Source organism: Pelagimonas sp. (assembly GCF_050633425.1).
Lineage (GTDB): Bacteria > Pseudomonadota > Alphaproteobacteria > Rhodobacterales > Rhodobacteraceae > Pelagimonas.
Map to the genome: position 1 here is coordinate 93,321 of NZ_JBOEGM010000021.1, position 19,138 is coordinate 112,458.

General features: G+C 57.9%; 17 protein-coding genes. 7 read left to right on the forward strand and 10 right to left on the reverse strand.

The genetic code is table 11. The features are described from left to right. Window positions 1-70 precede the first annotated feature (70 nt). Window positions 71-613, reverse strand: a complete 543-nt coding sequence (locus tag ACRBB0_RS18285) for an EF-hand domain-containing protein (RefSeq protein ID WP_431375896.1) — start codon at window positions 611-613, stop codon at window positions 71-73. Window positions 614-984: 371 nt separating this feature from the next. Here ACRBB0_RS18285 and ACRBB0_RS18290 point away from each other — a divergent pair, with 371 nt between their 5' ends. The 3 genes from ACRBB0_RS18290 to ACRBB0_RS18300 are packed head-to-tail and all read left to right on the forward strand — an operon-like array spanning window position 985 to window position 2,783. Beyond that, window positions 985-1,275 (forward strand): DUF983 domain-containing protein, encoded by a 291-nt coding sequence (locus ACRBB0_RS18290; protein ID WP_431375897.1) that lies wholly within the window; start codon window positions 985-987, stop codon window positions 1,273-1,275. Window positions 1,276-1,320: 45 nt separating this feature from the next. Continuing rightward, the gene (locus ACRBB0_RS18295) at window positions 1,321-2,022 is read left to right on the forward strand and encodes an NUDIX hydrolase (RefSeq protein ID WP_431375898.1); all 702 of its coding nucleotides are present in this window, start codon (window positions 1,321-1,323) and stop codon (window positions 2,020-2,022) included. Between the two features lie 2 nt (window positions 2,023-2,024). Beyond that, a complete protein-coding gene (locus ACRBB0_RS18300) occupies window positions 2,025-2,783 on the forward strand; it encodes an alpha/beta fold hydrolase (RefSeq protein WP_431375899.1) in 759 nt (252 codons plus the stop codon). Between the two features lie 203 nt (window positions 2,784-2,986). Here the strand turns inward: ACRBB0_RS18300 and ACRBB0_RS18305 are convergent, their stop codons facing one another. Further along, window positions 2,987-3,952, reverse strand: coding sequence for a LysR family transcriptional regulator (locus ACRBB0_RS18305; RefSeq protein WP_431375900.1), 966 nt, complete (start codon window positions 3,950-3,952; stop codon window positions 2,987-2,989). A gap of 74 nt (window positions 3,953-4,026) precedes the next feature. Between ACRBB0_RS18305 and hisD the strand changes: the two genes are divergently transcribed. Then, window positions 4,027-5,322 (forward strand): histidinol dehydrogenase, encoded by a 1,296-nt coding sequence (gene hisD, locus ACRBB0_RS18310; protein ID WP_431375901.1) that lies wholly within the window; start codon window positions 4,027-4,029, stop codon window positions 5,320-5,322. An 85-nt stretch (window positions 5,323-5,407) separates the two neighbouring features. Here hisD and ACRBB0_RS18315 read toward each other — a convergent pair whose 3' ends face one another. The 5 genes from ACRBB0_RS18315 to xylF form a co-directional block, all read right to left on the reverse strand. Further along, entirely contained in the window at window positions 5,408-5,767 is a 360-nt protein-coding gene (locus tag ACRBB0_RS18315; RefSeq protein WP_431375902.1) for an arginine transporter, read from the reverse strand. 233 nt (window positions 5,768-6,000) lie between these two features. Next, window positions 6,001-7,308 carry a xylose isomerase gene (xylA, locus tag ACRBB0_RS18320; RefSeq protein WP_431375903.1) on the reverse strand — a complete coding sequence of 436 codons (1,308 nt, stop codon included), beginning with the start codon at window positions 7,306-7,308 and terminating at the stop codon, window positions 6,001-6,003. Between the two features lie 61 nt (window positions 7,309-7,369). Further along, entirely contained in the window at window positions 7,370-8,128 is a 759-nt protein-coding gene (locus tag ACRBB0_RS18325) for an ATP-binding cassette domain-containing protein (protein ID WP_431375904.1), read from the reverse strand. An 11-nt stretch (window positions 8,129-8,139) separates the two neighbouring features. Beyond that, window positions 8,140-9,405, reverse strand: a complete 1,266-nt coding sequence (locus ACRBB0_RS18330) for a sugar ABC transporter permease (protein ID WP_431375905.1) — start codon at window positions 9,403-9,405, stop codon at window positions 8,140-8,142. 153 nt (window positions 9,406-9,558) lie between these two features. Beyond that, entirely contained in the window at window positions 9,559-10,539 is a 981-nt protein-coding gene (gene xylF, locus ACRBB0_RS18335) for a D-xylose ABC transporter substrate-binding protein (RefSeq protein ID WP_431375950.1), read from the reverse strand. Between the two features lie 274 nt (window positions 10,540-10,813). Between xylF and ACRBB0_RS18340 the strand changes: the two genes are divergently transcribed. Then, complete coding sequence (locus ACRBB0_RS18340) at window positions 10,814-12,028, forward strand: ROK family transcriptional regulator (RefSeq protein ID WP_431375906.1); 1,215 nt, start codon at window positions 10,814-10,816, stop codon at window positions 12,026-12,028. Beyond that, the gene (locus tag ACRBB0_RS18345) at window positions 12,018-13,538 is read left to right on the forward strand and encodes a CRTAC1 family protein (protein WP_431375907.1); all 1,521 of its coding nucleotides are present in this window, start codon (window positions 12,018-12,020) and stop codon (window positions 13,536-13,538) included. The genes ACRBB0_RS18340 and ACRBB0_RS18345 overlap by 11 nt, the downstream gene beginning before the upstream one ends. Before the next feature lie 2 nt (window positions 13,539-13,540). Here the strand turns inward: ACRBB0_RS18345 and ACRBB0_RS18350 are convergent, their stop codons facing one another. The 3 genes from ACRBB0_RS18350 to ACRBB0_RS18360 all read right to left on the reverse strand — a co-directional run bounded on the left by ACRBB0_RS18350 (window position 13,541) and on the right by ACRBB0_RS18360 (window position 17,105). After that, on the reverse strand, window positions 13,541-14,833 hold the full coding sequence (locus ACRBB0_RS18350; protein WP_431375908.1) for a cytochrome-c peroxidase: 1,293 nt from the start codon (window positions 14,831-14,833) through the stop codon (window positions 13,541-13,543). Next, window positions 14,830-16,275: a xylulokinase gene (gene xylB / locus ACRBB0_RS18355; protein WP_431375951.1), complete on the reverse strand. Its 1,446-nt coding sequence runs from the start codon at window positions 16,273-16,275 to the stop codon at window positions 14,830-14,832. The genes ACRBB0_RS18350 and xylB overlap by 4 nt, the downstream gene beginning before the upstream one ends. 227 nt (window positions 16,276-16,502) lie before the next feature. Then, a complete protein-coding gene (locus ACRBB0_RS18360) occupies window positions 16,503-17,105 on the reverse strand; it encodes a hypothetical protein (protein WP_431375909.1) in 603 nt (200 codons plus the stop codon). A 229-nt stretch (window positions 17,106-17,334) separates the two neighbouring features. On the opposite strand from ACRBB0_RS18360, the gene lepA reads away from it, so the two are divergent. After that, window positions 17,335-19,137: a translation elongation factor 4 gene (gene lepA / locus ACRBB0_RS18365; RefSeq protein WP_431375910.1), complete on the forward strand. Its 1,803-nt coding sequence runs from the start codon at window positions 17,335-17,337 to the stop codon at window positions 19,135-19,137. Window position 19,138 lies beyond the last annotated feature (1 nt).

The following is a 19,138-nucleotide window of genomic DNA, read 5'->3' on the forward strand; positions in this document are numbered from 1 at the left end:
CGCTTTGGGCGACGCGGTGCAATGCCCGGACCGCCGCTTACCTGCAGCGGCCCGGTTTGTTTAGCGCGTCTTAGTAATGACCGCGGCCTTTACCATGACGTCCCATACGCTTGCCCATTTTGGCCTGCGCCTGCTCGATCTCTTCCATGGTCAGCACACCGTCATCATTGGCATCAGCACGATCAAACATCTTCATGGCACGATCACCACCGCGACCTTTGCCCTTTTTACCCATGCCACGGCGCGCATCCATTTCTTCGGCGCTCAGCTTACCGTCTTTGTCGGTGTCCAGCTTTTCCATCATGGTCGCAATGCGTTCACCGCGTTTCTTCTGACGCTCCGCATCCCGTTTCTCTGCAGCAGCCGTCAACTCTTCGGCGGACAAGAACCCATCACCATCGGTGTCAACAGTCGCAAACCGGGCTTTGCCAGCGTTTTGCGCTTCTTCTTTGGTGATCTGACCATCTTTGTCGGTGTCCAGAAGTTCGAACATCTGCTCGGCATCCATTCCGCCGCGCATTCCTTTGCCGGGGTTCATGCCAGCAGCCGAGGCCAAGCTACCCGCGCCAAGGGCCAAAATCAAAACACCGCCGAGGATTGTTGTATTTTTCATTATCAGGTCTCCATTCCTGTTCGCTCTACTCTTAAAACCCCCCGCTCTCTCGGGGCGTTTCTGTAGACTTCCACGGGCCAGCTCAGAACTCCCGTCGCGAAAAATGCAAAAATCGACCTCGGTTTTGATCACAGGAGCGTGATCAAGACCTCCCCCGCCAAATGGTCACTGGTTTTGCGACATCCGGACGCAAGGACATAATGCGGCCTTCCCCAAGCCCCCTGCCTGTCCCATCCTTTGCCCGCGGCAGAAATACAGGAACGATGGTCAACCCCGATACAGCTCCAACAGGTGCCAAGCCCCGAGACACCCAAAAAGCGGTGTTACGTGGGATACGCACGCGCTGTCCTCAATGTGGGGCGGGGCCGCTTTTGGCGGGCTATTTGCGCGTGCGCGATCATTGCCCGGTCTGTCGCGAACACCTGCGCCACCACCACACAAGAAACGGCCCAATCTATCTGACAATTGCGCTTGTCGCGCTGATCATGGGGCCGCTGCTGACCTATCTCTTTCAAAGCTTCCACCCCGATCCTTTGATCCTTTTCACTATATTTACGGTTGGATGTGTCGGCCTCTCGCTTTACCTTCTGCCCAAGATGAAAGGCGCGATTGTCGCCTTCCAATGGGCGCGTCGCATGCATGGCTTTGCGCGTCCTGACTGATTTTGGCCGGACCATCTGGGGCCGTGACCACCGCTTGGGGACATTATGACTGCGATTATAGACAAAACTGCGATCCGAAATGCGGCCACGATTATCGTTGTGCGCAATCGTCGGACCGACCCGTCGGTCTTGATGGGGCAACGGGGCGCACGCGCGGCCTTTATGCCCAACAAGTTTGTCTTTCCCGGTGGGGCCGTTGACGCCGACGATGCCAAAGTCCCCCTCGCCCGCCCGCTGCCGCAACTCTGTTCGGCCCGCCTCAGCGAAAGCGCCGCGCCCGGTATTGCCCGCGCGCTCGCCGCCGCCGCGGTGCGCGAATTATGGGAAGAAACCGGGCAAATCCTCGGCGTGCCAGCCCCCTGGCCCGGCGCTGTCCCAGATGACTGGCTCAGTTTTGCAGGCACTGGCCATCGCCCCGCCGCCGATGGGTTGCAATTTGTGTTTCGCGCCATAACGCCCCCCGGTCGCCCCCGGCGCTTTGATGCTCGGTTTTTCCTGTTGGATGCCGAGGCTTTGGCGTCGGACCTTGATGATTTCACCCATGCCACCGATGAACTTGCGCATCTGCAATGGATTCCCCTCGAACAGGTCCGGCATTTCGATCTCCCCTTCATTACCGAAGTGGTTCTGGCCGAGGTTGCCGCACGCCTCCAAGATGATACACCGCCGGCCTCTGTGCCTTTCTTTCGCAATGACGACGAAGAAAGCCTGTTCTTGCGCCTGCGCGGCACTGCGATGAAAGACTGATCATGCTCAATACGTTAACTGTCGGCCAACCCGGCCCGACGCCGCCTTTGTTGATTGTGCACGGGCTTTATGGATCGGGGCGCAATTGGGGTGTGATCGCCAAACGCATGTCGGATGAACGTCTCGTTCTGACCCCCGATATGCGCAATCACGGCGATAGTTTTCGCGCGGACGTGCATGACTATCCCGCGATGGCCGCCGATTTGGCCAAGGTGATCGAAGCCCATGGCGGCACTGCCGATGTGGTTGGTCATTCCATGGGGGGCAAAGCCTCTATGGTCTTGGCGCTGAGCCGGCCCGAATTGGTGAACCGTCTGATCATCGCCGACATCGCCCCGGTGTCTTACACCCATAGCCAGATTCAGTTCATCGAAGCCATGCGCAAGGTTGATCTGACCCGCGTTACCAAACGCTCGGATGCGGTGGCGCAACTGGCCGAACATGTCGATGACACCACCCTTCAGGCCTTTTTCACCCAATCGCTGGACATCAAAAACCAATCCTGGAAACTCAACCTTGATGCCTTGGCCGATCAGATGCCAAACATCTTGGGTTTCCCAGACGTCACAGGTACTTACGACGGTCCGACCTTGTTTTTATCTGGGGCCGAATCCGATTATGTGACGCGCGATTACCGCCCCAAAATCCGCGGGCATTTCCCCCAAGCCCGCTTTGCCAAGATTCCCGGGGCTGGTCACTGGCTTCATGCCGAAAAACCGCGTGAGTTTGAGGCATCTCTGCGGGCCTTCTTGCCGGTTTAACTGCGGGTTTAACAAAGGGGTGAGCGCACGGACAAAAGCTCAGGCCAAAGCTCGGAGAAAAGCTCGGGCCAGACCTGCCCCAGTCGCGCTATATTCCAACTCTTCAAATCTCTGCTCCGCTGATCTGAAATCAGCGGGCTGCCCCCTTGATCGGCGTGCCCTATCGGGCAAACTGCACCGTCATGATCAACGCCAGCTTTTCTTCACGCGTCCAGCACCCTCAGCTCCCCTTCGAGCCAGGGCAGGTTCTGCAATGCAGGGTTGATTACCATCTCATTGACCAACATCCGTGTCGTGCGCGCGACGTCACGCGGCACCTTGTCGGCCCAATCCGATCCAGCAAACAACGAAATGGTGCGCGAAAAAGGTTTGAACGGCACCGGATGCGCCTCCATCTGATCGTGCAGACGACCTGCTCGCATATATCCCAGCGGTGTCGTCAGACCCCAGCCCATGCCGCGCGCCACCAATGTCATCAACGACAGATGCGCTCCAATTTCAAAACGCTCCGCAAATTCCAGTTTTTGCCGTGCCAGATGCGCTTCAATCTGTGCGCCGATCCGTTGTTCCCGGTCATATCGCAGCAAGGGTTCGGCCTGGATCAGCGCATCCACCCCACCGGCACGAGCCACCGCACCCCTTTGACAAACAAGGATAAATGGGTCTCTCACCAGCGGATATTCAATAATCCCCTTGGCCGCTGCCCCGCTCGAGGCTGCGATGGCAATATGCAATCTGCGCGCCTCCATCTCATGCGAAATCTCATGGCTCGGCGCGGTGGTCAGTTTGAACCGACACCGGCTCAGGCTCTCGGCCAACATGGTGACCAAACGCGGAGTCAGATCATTGTCGAAATCGTCAATGACCCCAAGGCTCAGGGTACTGAGATGGGTCAAATCCATCACCGTCAGCTCGCTTTGCGCCACCCGCAGTTGCGCCAGAACCGTTTGCGTGCGGTTCAGATACCCGCGACCGGCCGGGGTCAATTGCATCGGCCTGCGACCATGATCGACCAAATCGGTTCCCAGCGCCGCCTCAAGGTTGCGCATCTGCTGGCTCACCGCAGGTTGGCTCAGCCCGGTGATCTCGGCGGCCCGTGCCACCGATCCGCTCGACGCCAGGGCTTCAAACACTTCAAGGCCCCGCAGGGTAACGCCCTTGATCAACATAATCCGTCCTCTTCGCGCCGCTCCAGTTTCAGCTTTTCCAAAACTCTCCCCGTTTCGTCAAGGATTTCCCGCCCATGCCGCCCAAACATCTGAAAACCGCCCCCGGCCTGCCCGACGCCGCGCAGGCCGATGTTTCTGATACCGTCCAAATCATGCTGGCCCGGTTGGGCAGCCAAGGCGAAGAGGCCGCGCGCGAGTACGCCCGCCGTCTTGATGGCTGGACCGGTGACATCATCGTAACCGCCGAACAGATCGAAAATGCCCGGAGGCAAACCCCGCTCCAGCTTCAAGATGCCCTGCGCTATGCCCATGACAACATTCGCGTTTTCGCCGAGGCCCAGCGCGCGTCGATCTCCGAATTTCGCACCGAAATCCGCCCCGGTCTTGTCGCCGGGCAAAGGCTTCTCCCGGTCTCCTCCGCTGGCTGTTACGTTCCCGGTGGGCGCTATGCCCACATCGCCTCGGCCCTGATGACCATCGCCACCGCCCGCGCCGCTGGCGTGCCTCATATCACCGCCTGTGCCCCCCCACGCGGCGACAGCATTGACGCCCCCACGCTCTTTGCCATGGACCTCGCCGGGGCTGACACCATTCTGACATTGGGCGGCGTGCAGGGCATCGCAGCCATGGCGTTTGGCCTCTTTGACACCCCCGCCGCCGATGTGCTTGCGGGTCCCGGCAACGCCTATGTGGCCGAAGCCAAGCGCCAGCTCTTTGGTCCCGTCGGCATCGACATGTTTGCCGGTCCCACAGATGTCTTGATCCTCGCAGATCACACCGCCGATCCGACCCGCGTTGCCCTTGATCTGATCGGACAGGCAGAACACGGCCCGACCTCGCCTTGCTGGCTGGTGACCGACTGTTCCGCTCTGGCCGAAACTGTGTTGCGTTTGATCCCGCAAACAATCGCGTCCTTGCCCCCCGAAAACGCCGAGGCCGCCCGCGCGGCTTGGGACGCCATGGGAGAGGTCATCCTATGCGACAACCGCGATGAAATGCGCATCGAAGCCGATCGTTTCGCGCCTGAACATCTGCATGTGCAATGCGATGATCTCGACTGGTGGTGCCAGTCTCTCAACGCCTATGGCTCTCTTTTTCTTGGGGAAAGCACCACCGTGGCCTTCGGGGACAAGGCCGCTGGCCCCAACCACGTGCTGCCAACATCAGGTGCCGCGCGCTATACGGGCGGCTTGTCAGTCCACAAGTTCCTAAAAACCACCACATGGCAAGAAGTCACCGACGCTGCGCTCCCACAATTGGCTGATGCGACCTCGGTCATCTCGCGGGCCGAAGGCATGGTTGGTCACGCCCTCACCGCCGAAACCCGCCTCACGGATCTGACCCCGCCACCGCAAAAAGCCCGCGCCTAACAGCACGGGTCTCATCGTCGTTGGTGCCCTAAATATCTAGGGGAATGCGGGGTTACGTGCGCCCAGCTGCCTCAGGCGGCGCCGATCAATACCCGCTACAGCTCTTTTCAGAGCGGGCCAAAAACGCCTTATAGCGCTTCCAAAAGGCCTCATTCCGGCTGTTATCAGACTGGCGGATTTCCTGCGCGCGATGTGGATCCTTAAAGAAGCTCACCGCCATTTTCTGGTCGCTCGACGACAAGGATGCATTGGCAACACCTTGAATACACCCGCATAACCGTCGATTTGCGGCTTTGCGATTGGCCTGCAAACAGGCCTTAGACACCGGCCCCGTCGCAAAAGTCGAGCTTGCACCGCCATAGTAACGCGATACGCGTTCCTTTTTGCCGCCGCCACAAGCCGCCAGCGCGCCAACCATCACCAACAAAAGTGCTGCGTTCCTCATACCAATCCTGTCTTTGCCTGCAGCCCAACACGGGGCCTATCCGAAGGCCGGTGCGGGTTTTCCCGTCTGGTCCGGCATACTGTCTCCGGTCCATCATGCGCCATTCAAGCACCAGAATCAATTGTCGAAAACCCGGCAGAACTGTCAGTGCGCAAAAAAATCCGGCCAAATTTCGCCGCAATAAAAACGCCCCCCGATCTCTCGGAGGGCGTCTCAGTCAGTCAAACAGTCGTTTAGACAAAGCGATTGACGTAGTTTTCCAGGATCTCCTGACGCCCCGAGCGCGGTTCAGGGTTGATGCTTTCATCCAACACACGCTGGGTGATCGCGCCCAAATCGCTGCCCAGCATCGTTTTAGCGCTGTCGGAATTCCAACCGTCATATCGCTCAGATAAAGCACTCTCCAGGCCGCCATCTTCGATCATCTCCGCTGCCGCTTTTAGGCCGCGCGCGCAGATATCCATGCCGCCCACATGTGCCGCCACCAGATCGGCCGCATCAATCGATTGACGCCGCACTTTGGCATCGAAATTGGTGCCACCGGTGGTGAACCCACCCGATTTCAGGATGTGGTAATAGGCCAGCGCCACTTCGGGTGTGTTATTGGGGAATTGGTCCGTGTCCCACCCCGATTGGTAATCATTGCGGTTCATATCAATCGAGCCAAGCATCCCTTCGGCGACGGCCGTTGCGATTTCATGCTCAAACGAATGTCCGGCCAAGATCGCATGCCCCTGCTCAAGGTTCAGCTTCACTTCATTCTCAAGGCCATACTTGCGCAAAAATCCGATACACGTCGCGGCATCGTAATCATATTGATGTTTGCTGGGTTCCTGCGGCTTGGGTTCGACCAAGATCGCGCCTTTGAAACCAATCTTGTGTTTGTAATCCACAACCATGTTCAAAAACCGGCCCATATGGTCCAGCTCAGCGCCCAGATCAGTGTTCAACAGCGTCTCGTACCCTTCTCGACCGCCCCACAACACATAGTTCTGTCCGCCAAGTTTATGGGTCGCATCCATGCAGGACTTCACCGTCGCCGCGGCAAAGGCAAACACATCCGGGTCGGGATTGGTTGACGCCCCGCTCATATAGCGACGATGCGAAAACATATTCGCCGTGCCCCACAACAGGTCGGGCCCGCCCGCTTCCATCTTCTCACCGATATAATCGGTGATCTCGTTCAGCGTTGCCAGATTGCCCGCAAACGACCCCTGCTCAGGGCGAATATCCGCGTCATGCCAGCAGAAATACGGCGCGCCGAGAATGTCGAACATCTCAAAGGCCACATCGGCCTTGAGCTTCGCGCGCTCCATATCATCTTGGGGATACCACGGGCGCACAAATGTCTGTCCACCAAAAGGATCGCCGCCTTCCCAGGCAAAACTGTGCCACCACGCCACGGCAAAGCGCAGATGCTCTTCCATCCGTTTGCCCATGACAATTTCGTCAGGGTTATAGTGATGGAACGCCATTGGGTTGGTGCTCTGTGCACCCTCGTATTTAATCTTTTCGATACCGTCGAAGAAACCAGTGCTCATCTCGGAGGTCCTTGAAACAAATAAGGTTGAGACCCCGGCCGTTCCCGGGGCCAATTGCGTGTTATCCTGCGGCTTTCTCACCCGGTTTCTTGCCCAGGATAATCATGCTCAGCAGGTCATCATCGGTCACATCTGGGATGTTCACCGTGCCAACCAGCTTGCCGTTCTTCATCACGCTTGCGCGGTCACAAAGCTCCAGAACCGCATGCACATCGTGGTCGATCAGGAAGATCCCGATACCCTCGGCCTTGAGCTGTTGGATCAGCTCGGCCACCATCTGGGTTTCCTGCGGCCCCAAAGCCGCTGTTGGTTCGTCCATAATCAGAATGCGCGCGTTGAAATAGACCGCGCGGGCAATCGCCACCGACTGGCGCTGACCACCCGACAAGGCCGACACGGGCGAACTGAACTTTTGAAAGTTCGGGTTCAACCGGCCCATGATCTTGCGGGTTTCGGCCTCCATCGCGTCATCATCCAGCGTGCCCGCTGGTGTCATCAGCTCACGACCAAGGAACAGGTTCGCCGCCGCATCGAGGTTATCTGCCAGCGCAAGTGTCTGATAGATCGTCTCAATATTGTGCTTGCGCGCATCACGTGGGTTGTGAATTTCCACATGTTCACCGTTCACATAGATGTCGCCCGTGCCCTGATAGGCACCTGACAGCATCTTGATCAGCGTCGATTTCCCCGCGCCGTTGTGGCCAAGCAGACCGACAACTTCCCCCGGATACAAATCGACCGACACGTCGTCCACCGCATGAACACCACCAAAGGAGATGCCCATATTTTTCATTTCCACCAAAGGAGTTTGCTTATCCATAATATTTCTCCTTATTGGCCGGTGCGACGGCGATAGACGATGTCGATCCACACGGCAAAGACCAGAACGATGCCGACAACGATGCTTTGCAGCGGTGCGTCAACCCCGACCGAGGCCATGCCCGATTGCAGCGACTGCATGATCAACGCGCCGATCACGGCGCCATAAATCGTGCCAAAGCCACCCGACAAAGCGGTGCCACCGATAACGGCCGCCGCGATCACGCGCAGTTCGTCCAAGGTGCCAAGCCCCACATCCACCGCGTTCAACCGTGCTGAGGCGATGATCGACGCGATCCCGGTCAACGCGCCCATCAGCGCGAAAATCTTGACCGTCAGCAGGCGGGTATTGATACCAGACAGCTCAGCCGCCTCCGGGTTGCCACCGGTCGCATAGACATAGCGCCCAAAGCGGGTGCGCTGTGCCACGATGGTCATTCCCACCGTGACGGCCAGCAAGATCACCACCGGAATGGCAACTCCGTGATACCAAACCAACCCCTCGGTAAGCTCAATCCCATCGGCCTTGGCGATCCGCTTCATCGCGCCTTTGGCAATCGGGTAAGAGTTCATGACCCAGACAAAACAGATGATCAAACCACCGGCGAGCCCCATCAAAATACCTTCAGCCCAGACCGGTTTCACGGTAAAGCCGTGGCTTTCCTTGCGGCGTCGGCTCATCAACATGATGCCCACGGCGGCCACTGCGGCCAGCACGCCAAAGGCCCAGCTGAGCGTCACACCCAATGTGCCCTCTGCGCCCCCGCCCAACAGGCGGAATGTCGCGTCCAAAGGCGCTTGGGTTTGCCCTTCGGTGACCCACCACATCGCGCCGCGATAGACCAGAAATCCGCCCAGCGTCACGATAAAGGCCGGCACGGTCAGATAGCCGATGATCCAGCCCTGAAACGCCCCCAGCATCGCGCCCATTGCAATCGCTGCCAAGACACCGATCACCCAAATCATCGGATGGCCAAGGCCCATGACATCCGGCAGCACTTTGACCTGCAACGCTGCAACCGTCATGCCGATAAAGCCCAGCATCGAGCCAACCGACAGGTCGATATTTCGTGTGACGATTACAAACACCATGCCAGTCGCCATCACAGCGACCGAGGCGGTTTGCACCGACAGGTTAAACAGGTTGCGCGGCGTTAGAAAACGCCCCCCCGTGATAACGTCGAACACGATCCACAGAACGACAAGCGCCCCGATCATGCCCAAAAGCCGGGTGTCTAACCCAAGCTTTGAGAAAAAGTTTTTCGCATTGTTTTGCATGTGAACCACGTCCCGGATCGCAGTTGTGAGAAAAACGGCAATTCCTCTGTGCAGCCTGCCGCCGCATCAGTTCTAGGGGAACGCCGAATTTTCAAAGGAGATATTTGGTGTGTCCCCCCGGCGCGTGGCCGAGGGGACGTGAGTTACTAAGTCTTACTTACAAACTTCGAGGCTGGAACCCGCGCACAGCGCGTCTTTTTCGATCCAGCCAGCGTCGATCACAACGTTCAGGTTGTCGGCCGTGATTGGAACAGGGGCCAGGAACATGGAGTTCATGGTTGTGCCGCCTGGGGATGTCCACTCAACAGCGCCGTCAACGCTTTCGCCCTTGGCCAGAGCCACAGCGATTGTACCCGCCGCTTTGCCAAGCTCACGGGCGTCTTTCCAAACCGAAACGGTCTGAGTGCCTGTGGCAACGCGGTTCAGAGCGGCATGGTCGCCGTCCTGACCGGACACCGGCATGCCTTCAAGACCTTGCGCCGTCAGAGCCGCAACAACACCACCGGCGGTCCCGTCGTTTGAGGCCACAACCGCGTCAACTTTGTTGTCTTGTGCCGTCAGGATCTGTTCCATGTTACGCTGTGCGTTCGCAGGAACCCAACCATCTGTATAGGCTTCGGCAACAATCTTGATGTCACCCGCGTCAACTGCGGCCTGGATGATCTCTTGCTGACCACCGCGCAGGAAATCTGCGTTAGGATCGGTGGGCGAACCCTTGATCATAACGTAGTTGCCCTTTGGCATCGCTTCCAGAACGGCACGCGCCTGCATCCGGCCAACTTCAACGTTGTCAAATGTCAGATAGAACGCGCGGCTGTCTTCGATCAGACGGTCATAAGCAATCACAGGGATTTCTTCGTCCGCTGCGGCCTGAACCGCCGGAATAACCGCCGCTGTGTCCTGACCCAGAATGATCAACGCATCTGCGCCTTGGGCGATCAGCGATTCAATGTCAGACAGCTGCTTGCCCGAAGAGGACTGCGCGTCAGCAGAGATATAAGATGCACCGGCCGCGTCCAATGCGCTTTTGATGGCCGCCTCGTCTGTTTTCCAGCGTTCTTCCTGAAAGTTGGACCAGCTCACGCCGATTGTCAGACCCTCGGCCATTGCGCCGCCTGCCATTGCGATGGTCATGGCCAGCGCAGAGATACCTGTTACGAGTTTCATGTTTCTCCTCCCTATCGAAACAATCAATATTTTCGTCTTCGAAGCCGTATCCGGAGTGCGAGTGTCCCAAAATGATCTGGGCCGATGGCTCTCCGGGTCAGCTTGTGGAATCGGGTATAACATTTATTTACTGACTAAAAAATACTTTTTTTGAGTCTCAAAATAATTATTCTGTTTGACAGGGTGAGTCCTTCCTGTTCCGAACCATCGGCGGGCAAGGTCACGAGGGGGGAGATGCGTTTTGGCGCTACCAGAAAAAAATGATCAACGAGAAACGGGCCGTCTCTTGGTGCTGGATCTGATCCGGGCCGCAGGCACCATTGCCCGTATCGACATCGCAAAGCGCACCGGGTTTAGCCCGGCCACAGTGACGGTCATAACATCGCAATTGCTTGAGGCCGGATTGATCGAAGAGATCATCCCAGAACCAAGCCCCGATGCCAAGCCAAGCACCAAGCGCGGTCGCCCCCGTGTGGCCTTGCGTTTGCGCGGCGGTGCACACATGGTCGCCGGGCTCAAGGTGGCGCATAACATCGTCTCGGTTTTGATCCTCGACTTTGAGGGCAACGATGTGCTTTCCCATGAAATGACCCTGCCCGAACCGCGCATGGCCACCCCACATTTTTGCGACACTATGCACACAGCCGTGTCTCAGGCCTGCGAAAAAGGTGGCTTTACGATCAATGACTTATCTGGAATTGGCGTCGCGCTTGCCGGCCTTGTTGATGCCAAGCGCCGCTTTTCCTATTGGTCCTCGTCGCTCACCGATCGCAACGTCAATCTCGGCGCACATCTGGACGCCACCATGCCCTGCCCGGTCTTTCTCGATAACGATGCAAACCTGGTCGCCAAGGCCGAACATCTGTTTGGCGAAGGCCGCAATGTGGACGATTTTATCGTCGTTACAATCGAACATGGTGTCGGTATGGGCATCGTGATTGATGGAGAAATTTATCGGGGCACCCGCGGCTGCGGGGCCGAATTTGGCCACACCAAAGTCCAGCTCGAAGGGGCTCTGTGCCAATGCGGTCAACGTGGCTGCCTTGAGGCGTATGTCGGCAATTATGCGCTCCTGCGCGAGGCCAATATCATGGACCGCGAAACCCCTTTGGGCGATGTCGCAACGCTGTTCAAACGCGCCCAGTCGGGCGACACCATGGCCCGCTCTATTTTTGATCGGGCCGGGCGGATGTTTGCCATGGGGTTGGCGAATCTGGTCAACATCTTTGACCCAAAATTAATCATTCTGGCCGGGGAACGTCTGTCTTTTGACTATCTGCATGCCGACACCGTGCTTGAAACAATGCGCCAATCCGTTGTCCAAGTCGACGCCCCGCTCCCCGAAGTGCGCGTTCATGCCTGGGGCGATCACATGTGGGCCAAAGGCGCCGCCGCCTATGCCATCGAACAAGTGTCCGCTCTATCCGTCCGAGAGGCCCCTGCCGATGTTGCGTAATTCCATCCGACTTTGCCTGCTCGGCACCACAATTGGCACCACAGCCTTGGCCACCGATCCCCGTTTTGAACCGCGCGACATCCCCGAACACATCTACGATGGCGGTTGGGAGCATTTTGTCGGCGGTGGCGTTGCGGCCTTTGATTGCAACTTTGATACCCTCCCCGACCTCTATGTCGCCGGCGGCGAAAATTCGGCGCAACTCATGCGCAATACTTCGATGCAATCAATCAGTTTTCAGGCTCAAACCCCCGCGGCTCTTGCCCTGACCGGCGTCATTGGCGCTTATCCGATCAATATCGACAACGACTTGTTCACCGATCTGGTGATCCTGCGCGTTGGACCTGACATGTTGATGCGCGGCCTTGGCGATTGCCAGTTCGAGCCGATGGATTTGGGATTTCAAAGCGGCGATCACTGGACGACCGCCTTTTCCGCAACATGGGAAGCGGGCCAAACCTTACCCACGCTTGCCTTTGGCACCTATGTGGATCGCTCCGATCCCAAGGGGCCGTTTCAAACCTGCGATGACACGCTGCTCTATCGCCCCGATGGCGACAGATACACGGCACCCCTCCACCTAACACCCGGATATTGCGCGCTTTCTATGCTCTTCACCGATTGGTCCCGTAGCGGCCGCTCCGATCTGCGCGTCTCAAATGACCGGCATTACTATGTCAAAGGCGGGCAAGAACAGCTCTGGGCGATGGAAGAAACGCCGCGCCGTTACACCGCTGAGGACGGCTGGAAGCCCTACAGCATCTGGGGCATGGGCATCGCTTCGCGCGATATTTCCGGCGACGGGTTTGCCGATGTTTACCTCACCTCAATGGGCGATCAAAAGCTGCAAACCTATGACGCCGGCGCGCCCGGACCGACCTATATCGACGCCACCTATGCGCGCGGCACCACCGCCCATCGCCCTCATATCGGCGAAGATGGCCGCCCCTCCACAGGCTGGCACGCGGCGTTTGGCGACGTGAACAATGACGGTCTCGACGATATTTTTGTGGCCAAGGGCAATGTCGAACAAATGCCTGACGCAGCCATGCAAGACCCCAACACGCTCTTGGTGCAATCCGCCGATGGCGTGTTTTCCGAACACTCTGGTCCGGCGGGCATCGCTTCAATGGCCCGCAGTCGCGGCGCGGCCTTGGTTGACTTCAATGGCGACGGTTTGCTGGATCTCGCTGTGGTCAACCGCCGCGTGCCGATGGAGCTCTATGAGAATGTCACCGAGGGCGGCAATTGGCTTCTCCTTGACATCTACGGGCCCGAAATCAACACCTCTGCCGTCGGAGCCCATATTCAGGTCTGTGCCCCGCTTGGCGCGCCGTGCCAAACCCGCGAAGTGACCATAGGGGGCGGTCATGCGGGCGGTGACTTGACCCGCCATCATTTCGGCCTTGGTAACTGGCCAAGCGCAAAAGTTCAGGTGACCTGGCCCGACCAAACGACCACCGATTGGGCAGAAGTGGCCGTCAATGGCGTGGTGATTGTGAACCGCTGATCTCAGCGGTCCACTGGGAACCCACTTGGCACAGTGTCGGGCACGCCCAAGCGCCCGACCTGCCAACGATCATCGGTCAACGCCTCCAAAAACGACAATATATCAGCGACTTGCCCATCATCTAACACCACAGGCTCCAACACATTGGCCGCCGCAATCCGAGCCGTTTCTGCCGCATCATCCGTGGCTTTCCAATCCGACGCCCCGTCCAGATCCAAGAAAACCACCTGTTCGCGATCATAGTTTTGCAAGCTGGCAACCGGGTCCAGATGGTGGCGCACCGCGGCCTCCAACGTGGCAAAGGCCCCATTATGCCCATAGGGACCGGTCTTGGTCACGTTGCGCAATGACGGGGTGCGAAACGCATAGGCATCCGCCTCCAACCCGGTCACCCGCATCCGCCCAACATCCCGCGCATGGTTTTCAAAGCGCGCCGCTTTGCCCGGCCCAACCTGCGGCCAGGCAATGGCGTGAAAACCGTGATCGGTCTGAAACCACCCCGTATGGCACCCGCCACAACCTGCCGCGCCGTAAAACAACACCCGCCCGCGCTCAGCCGCCTCATCCAGCGCCGCCCCGTCACGCAAATAGCGGTCAAAATCGCTGTCATCGGCGCGCCATTCCACCGCAATGAAATCCGCAATCACATTGGCGATCTGGGGGAAGCCAATCTCGGTCCCCTGCCCCAAAACCGCATCAAACTGAGCGCGGTATTCCGGCACCTCGGCCACCCGCGCCGCAATCCGATCCCAAGCGCCCCCCGGTGATGACAAAAACCCAAGCCGCACCGCCTGCGCCACCTCATTCTCGCTGTAATGCCCGGCCATTTCATCACCCGACAGGACCGGAAACATCGCCTGCGCCGACAAAACCCCGTCAAATCCAGCCAGCATTTCACTGCCCAAGGGCGTGCGCATACCATCGGGTTGACTGGCGTCTGCCTCAAGGCGCCCATCATGGAACATCACCGAAAACTCATCAGCGCCAAGGTTGAACAAGGCCGGGGCGTTGCGTGGGATGCGCTGTTCGGGCACATTCTCCGCGCCAATTTTACGCTCCGGCCCGAGGCCCATGGCCCCTTCCCCCAAACTCAACGACACCCCGTCCGACGTGCCAAACCTGGGGTGATGACAGGTGGCACAGCTGGTGTTGCGATTGCCCGACAGGATCGGATCGTAAAACAGCTGCCAGCCCAGATTGACCCGCGCGGCGTCCGGCGTTTCAAAAACCGGCTCAATCATATCGGCTGAGGCCGCCGCCGCGAACGGAACCGCCGCCAACCACAAAAACCTCATGCCAACGCGCCCTTAATCGCCGGATATAGCGCGCGATACCTCTGATAGGCCGCCTCATAATCGGCCACCAAATCCGCCTTGGGCGCAATCACTTCGCCGATGTCTGGCTGGGTCATCACCTCTTCAACTTCCGCACCGCGCGCCACCATCGCCAAGCGTGCCGCCCCCAGCGCCGCGCCAAATTCACCGTCCTTGGGCAAGGACAGCGGCAGGTTCAGCACCGTCGCCAACATTTCCGTCCAGACCCGGCTTTGCGTGCCGCCGCCAATCGCCAGCACTTCGGTCAACTCCGTCCCGGTCGCCCGCAAGGCCTCCAGACAATCGCGCAGGGCATAACACACGCCCTCCATCACCGCCTGGACCAGCGCCTCATCGCCCCCACCGACATCAAGCCCAACCAAAGCACCGCGCATGTCACTATCGTTATGCGGTGTGCGCTCACCTGATAAATATGGTAAAAACAACGCCTTACCCGGCCCATCCACCGATGCAACCAAAGCCGACAACTCTGCCGGGCTTTGTTTGAGCCGCGCCGAGAGCCAGTTGAGCGCATCTGTCGCCGCCAAAATCACCCCCATCTGATACCAACGCCCCGGCACCGCGTGGCAAAACGTATGCACCGCCGTCGCGGGATCGGGGGCAAAGCTATCCTTCGCCGCCAACAAAACCCCCGAGGTCCCCAGCGACACAAACCCCTGCCCCTCTTTGAAACAGCCAACGCCACAGGCCGCGACCGCATTATCGCCGCCACCGCCCGCCACCGCGACCTCACCGGTGCCCCAGTCATCGCGCAGCGCAGGCCGCACCACCCCGGACATGCCCGATCCTTCCACTAGGCGCGGCATTTGATCTTCGCGCATATGCCCTTGTTTCAAAAGCAAATCTGACCAGTTCCGCGCACCAACATCAAGCCAGCTTGTCCCAGCCGCATCTGACATATCCCCCACATGATCACCGGTCAGCCAAAGCCGCAGGTAATCCTTGGGCAGCAAGACTTTCTTCACCTGTGCAAAAATATCGGGTTCATGGGCCTCAACCCAGAGCAATTTCGGCGCGGTAAATCCGGGGAAAACAATGTTTCCAGACAGTTCGCGCACACCAGAGGCCGCGTCCAACATCGCTGCTTCATCGGCGCAACGGGTGTCATTCCACAAGATACAGGGCCGCAAAACCGCGTCATCCGCACCCAGCAAAACCGCGCCATGCATATGGCCGCTGATCCCGATACCACTCAGCTTGGCAAATGCGGCGCTTTGGGTTTTTTTGAGATCTGAAATCACTGTTTTACAAGCGGTTACCCAATCCGCCGGGTCCTGTTCGCTCCAGCCAGAATGCGGGTGCGAAACATCATAATGCGCCTCTGCTGACCCCACCGGCGCACCGTTTTCATCCACCAAAAGGGCGCGCAGCCCCGATGTGCCCAGATCAAGCCCAAGATACATGATTTCCTCCCACGGAAAGTCAGCGGCGACTCCCATCGCCATTTATTTTATTGCTAGAAATTAATCGGCAACGCGGGCTCTGTCAAAAGGTTTTCTAGGTTGGGATTTCGGCGAGAACCTGCATCACTCGTTCCAGAGCACCCGCGCCCTCCCACGCTCCGATCTCGGTTTTCTGGATGACAGAACGCATCGCTAAACCTGCGCCAAGCCATTGAACCCCTTATACTTTAATTGGTCGACAGGATGTCCAGATCCGCCTTGGGAACTGTAACCCAGAAGTGGGTCTCATCAGGCGACCACCATGCCTTGCGCGGAACGTGTTCGAACACAAATGTCACCTCCTCAACGCGCGCACAGCCGTTCAACTCCGCCGCAACAGAACTGTCGAACCCACTCCGGGCGCTATACGGCTTGGTCCAGTTTGTACCTAAATTCATTGGATCAGAACCAACGTTCTGCCCTTCGCTATCAAAATACATCAGCAGGATTCCGTGTTCTCCAACCAAGAATACATCCTCGGCAGTCGTCAAATCGAACTCTGTGACCTTGGCTATATCCCTTGGAAAGATCGCGTATTGAGGAAGAAGACACATGATTTCCATCGATGGTGAGAGCAGTGTTTCCATTGGGATTGCACCCTTGTCCCCCAGAGACCGCATCAACTCTAAAGTGAAAATGTCGTTGTCAGAATCATTGGGAAACTGCGCAGAAATCAGTGCCAAAATCAGTAAGAGTACCGGCGCTCCAAATATGACGATCACAACCAAAGCAAACAACGCCTTGGCGACACTGTCAAAATCGTAAAAAATCCGGCTTACTACCCGCCTCAACTCACCACTCTCCCATCAATCGTTCCCAAAAAGACCTCCGAATTTAAGGCTGTCAGCACACTTCAATCGGCCCCAGCATGGCGAAACGAGGTAATGTCGCGAACCTGAGGCCCGTTCCCTCAAATCCGCACAGCAAAACAGCTTCATTTTCGCCCTATGACCCAGCGCTATATACCTTAAGCACACAACTCATCTTGACCACCCAAAGATTCCACCGCATATGCCATCCATGACCCCATTAGATCGCATCCGCAACTTCTCCATCGTCGCCCATATTGACCACGGGAAATCCACCCTGGCCGACCGGCTGATCCAATCCACCAACACGGTGGCCGAACGGGATATGCAAGAGCAGCTCCTTGACAGCATGGACATCGAGCGTGAACGCGGCATCACCATCAAGGCCAACACCGTTCGCATTGATTACACCGCGAATGACGGCAAGGATTACGTGTTGAACCTGATCGACACCCCCGGCCACGTGGATTTTGCCTATGAGGTCAGCCGCTCGATGCGTGCGGTCGAAGGCTCTTTGCTGGTTGTTGACGCCTCCCAAGGGGTTGAGGCGCAGACGCTGGCCAATGTTTACACCGCCATCGAGGCCGACCACGAAATCGTGCCGGTTTTGAACAAGGTCGACCTGCCCGCCGCCGAACCCGAACGTGTGGCCGAACAGATCGAAGACGTCATCGGCATCGACGCCTCTGACGCCTGCCTGATTTCCGCCAAAACCGGCATCGGCATCCCCGATGTGCTTGAGGCTATCGTCACCCGCCTGCCCTGCCCGCATTCCGGCGACCCGGATGCGCCGCTTCAGGCCATGCTGGTGGATAGCTGGTATGACCCCTATCTCGGCGTTGTTGTTCTGGTGCGCATCATGGACGGCACCCTGAAAAAGGGTGACCAGATCAAGATGTTGCAGACCGGTGCCAAATACGGTGTTGACCGGATCGGCGTCTTTCGTCCGCAAATGGAAAACGTCGAGGCGCTTGGCCCCGGCGAGATGGGCTTTATCACCGCCTCGATCAAACAGGTCCGCGACACCCGCGTTGGCGACACCATCACCCACGAGAAGAAAGGCACCGACAAAGCCTTGCCGGGCTTTAAGCCGTCTCAGCCGGTGGTGTTCTGTGGCCTCTTCCCGGTCGATAGCTCCGAATTCGAAGACCTGCGTGACGCGATTGAAAAACTGGCGCTCAACGACGCCTCCTTCTCCTACGAAATGGAAACCTCTGCCGCGCTTGGCTTTGGCTTCCGGTGTGGTTTCCTTGGCCTCTTGCACCTCGAAGTGATCCGCGACCGGATTGAACGCGAATACAATATCGAGCTGATCACAACCGCGCCCTCGGTGATCTATCACATCTACCAAAAAGACGGCACCAAGCACGAGCTGCATAATCCGGCCGACATGCCCGACCCGTCGACCATCGACCACCTCGAAGAGCCGCGCATCAAGGCCACCATCCTTGTGCCCGACGAATACCTTGGTGACGTGCTCAAGCTCTGCCAAGACCGTCGCGGCATTCAGCTTGACCTGACCTATGCCGGTGCCCGCGCCATGGTTGTCTATGACCTACCCCTGAACGAGGTGGTGTTCGACTTCTATGATCGCCTGAAATCAGTAACAAAGGGTTACGCCTCGTTTGATTATCAAATGGAAGGCTACCGCGAGGATAACCTCGTGAAAATGTCGATCCTTGTGAATGACGAACCGGTGGATGCGCTCTCGACCATGGTGCACCGTGACCGCGCCGATATGCGGGGCCGCGCCATGTGTGAAAAGCTCAAGGATTTGATCCCGCGCCACATGTTCAAAATCCCGATCCAAGCGGCCATTGGCGGCAAAGTCATCGCGCGCGAGACCCTGTCGGCAATGCGCAAAGACGTGACCGCGAAATGCTATGGCGGCGATGCGACCCGGAAAAAGAAACTGCTGGAAAAGCAGAAGGCCGGTAAGAAAAAGATGCGCCAGTTTGGGAAAGTTGATATCCCACAAGAAGCGTTTATATCGGCATTAAAAATGGATGACTAGC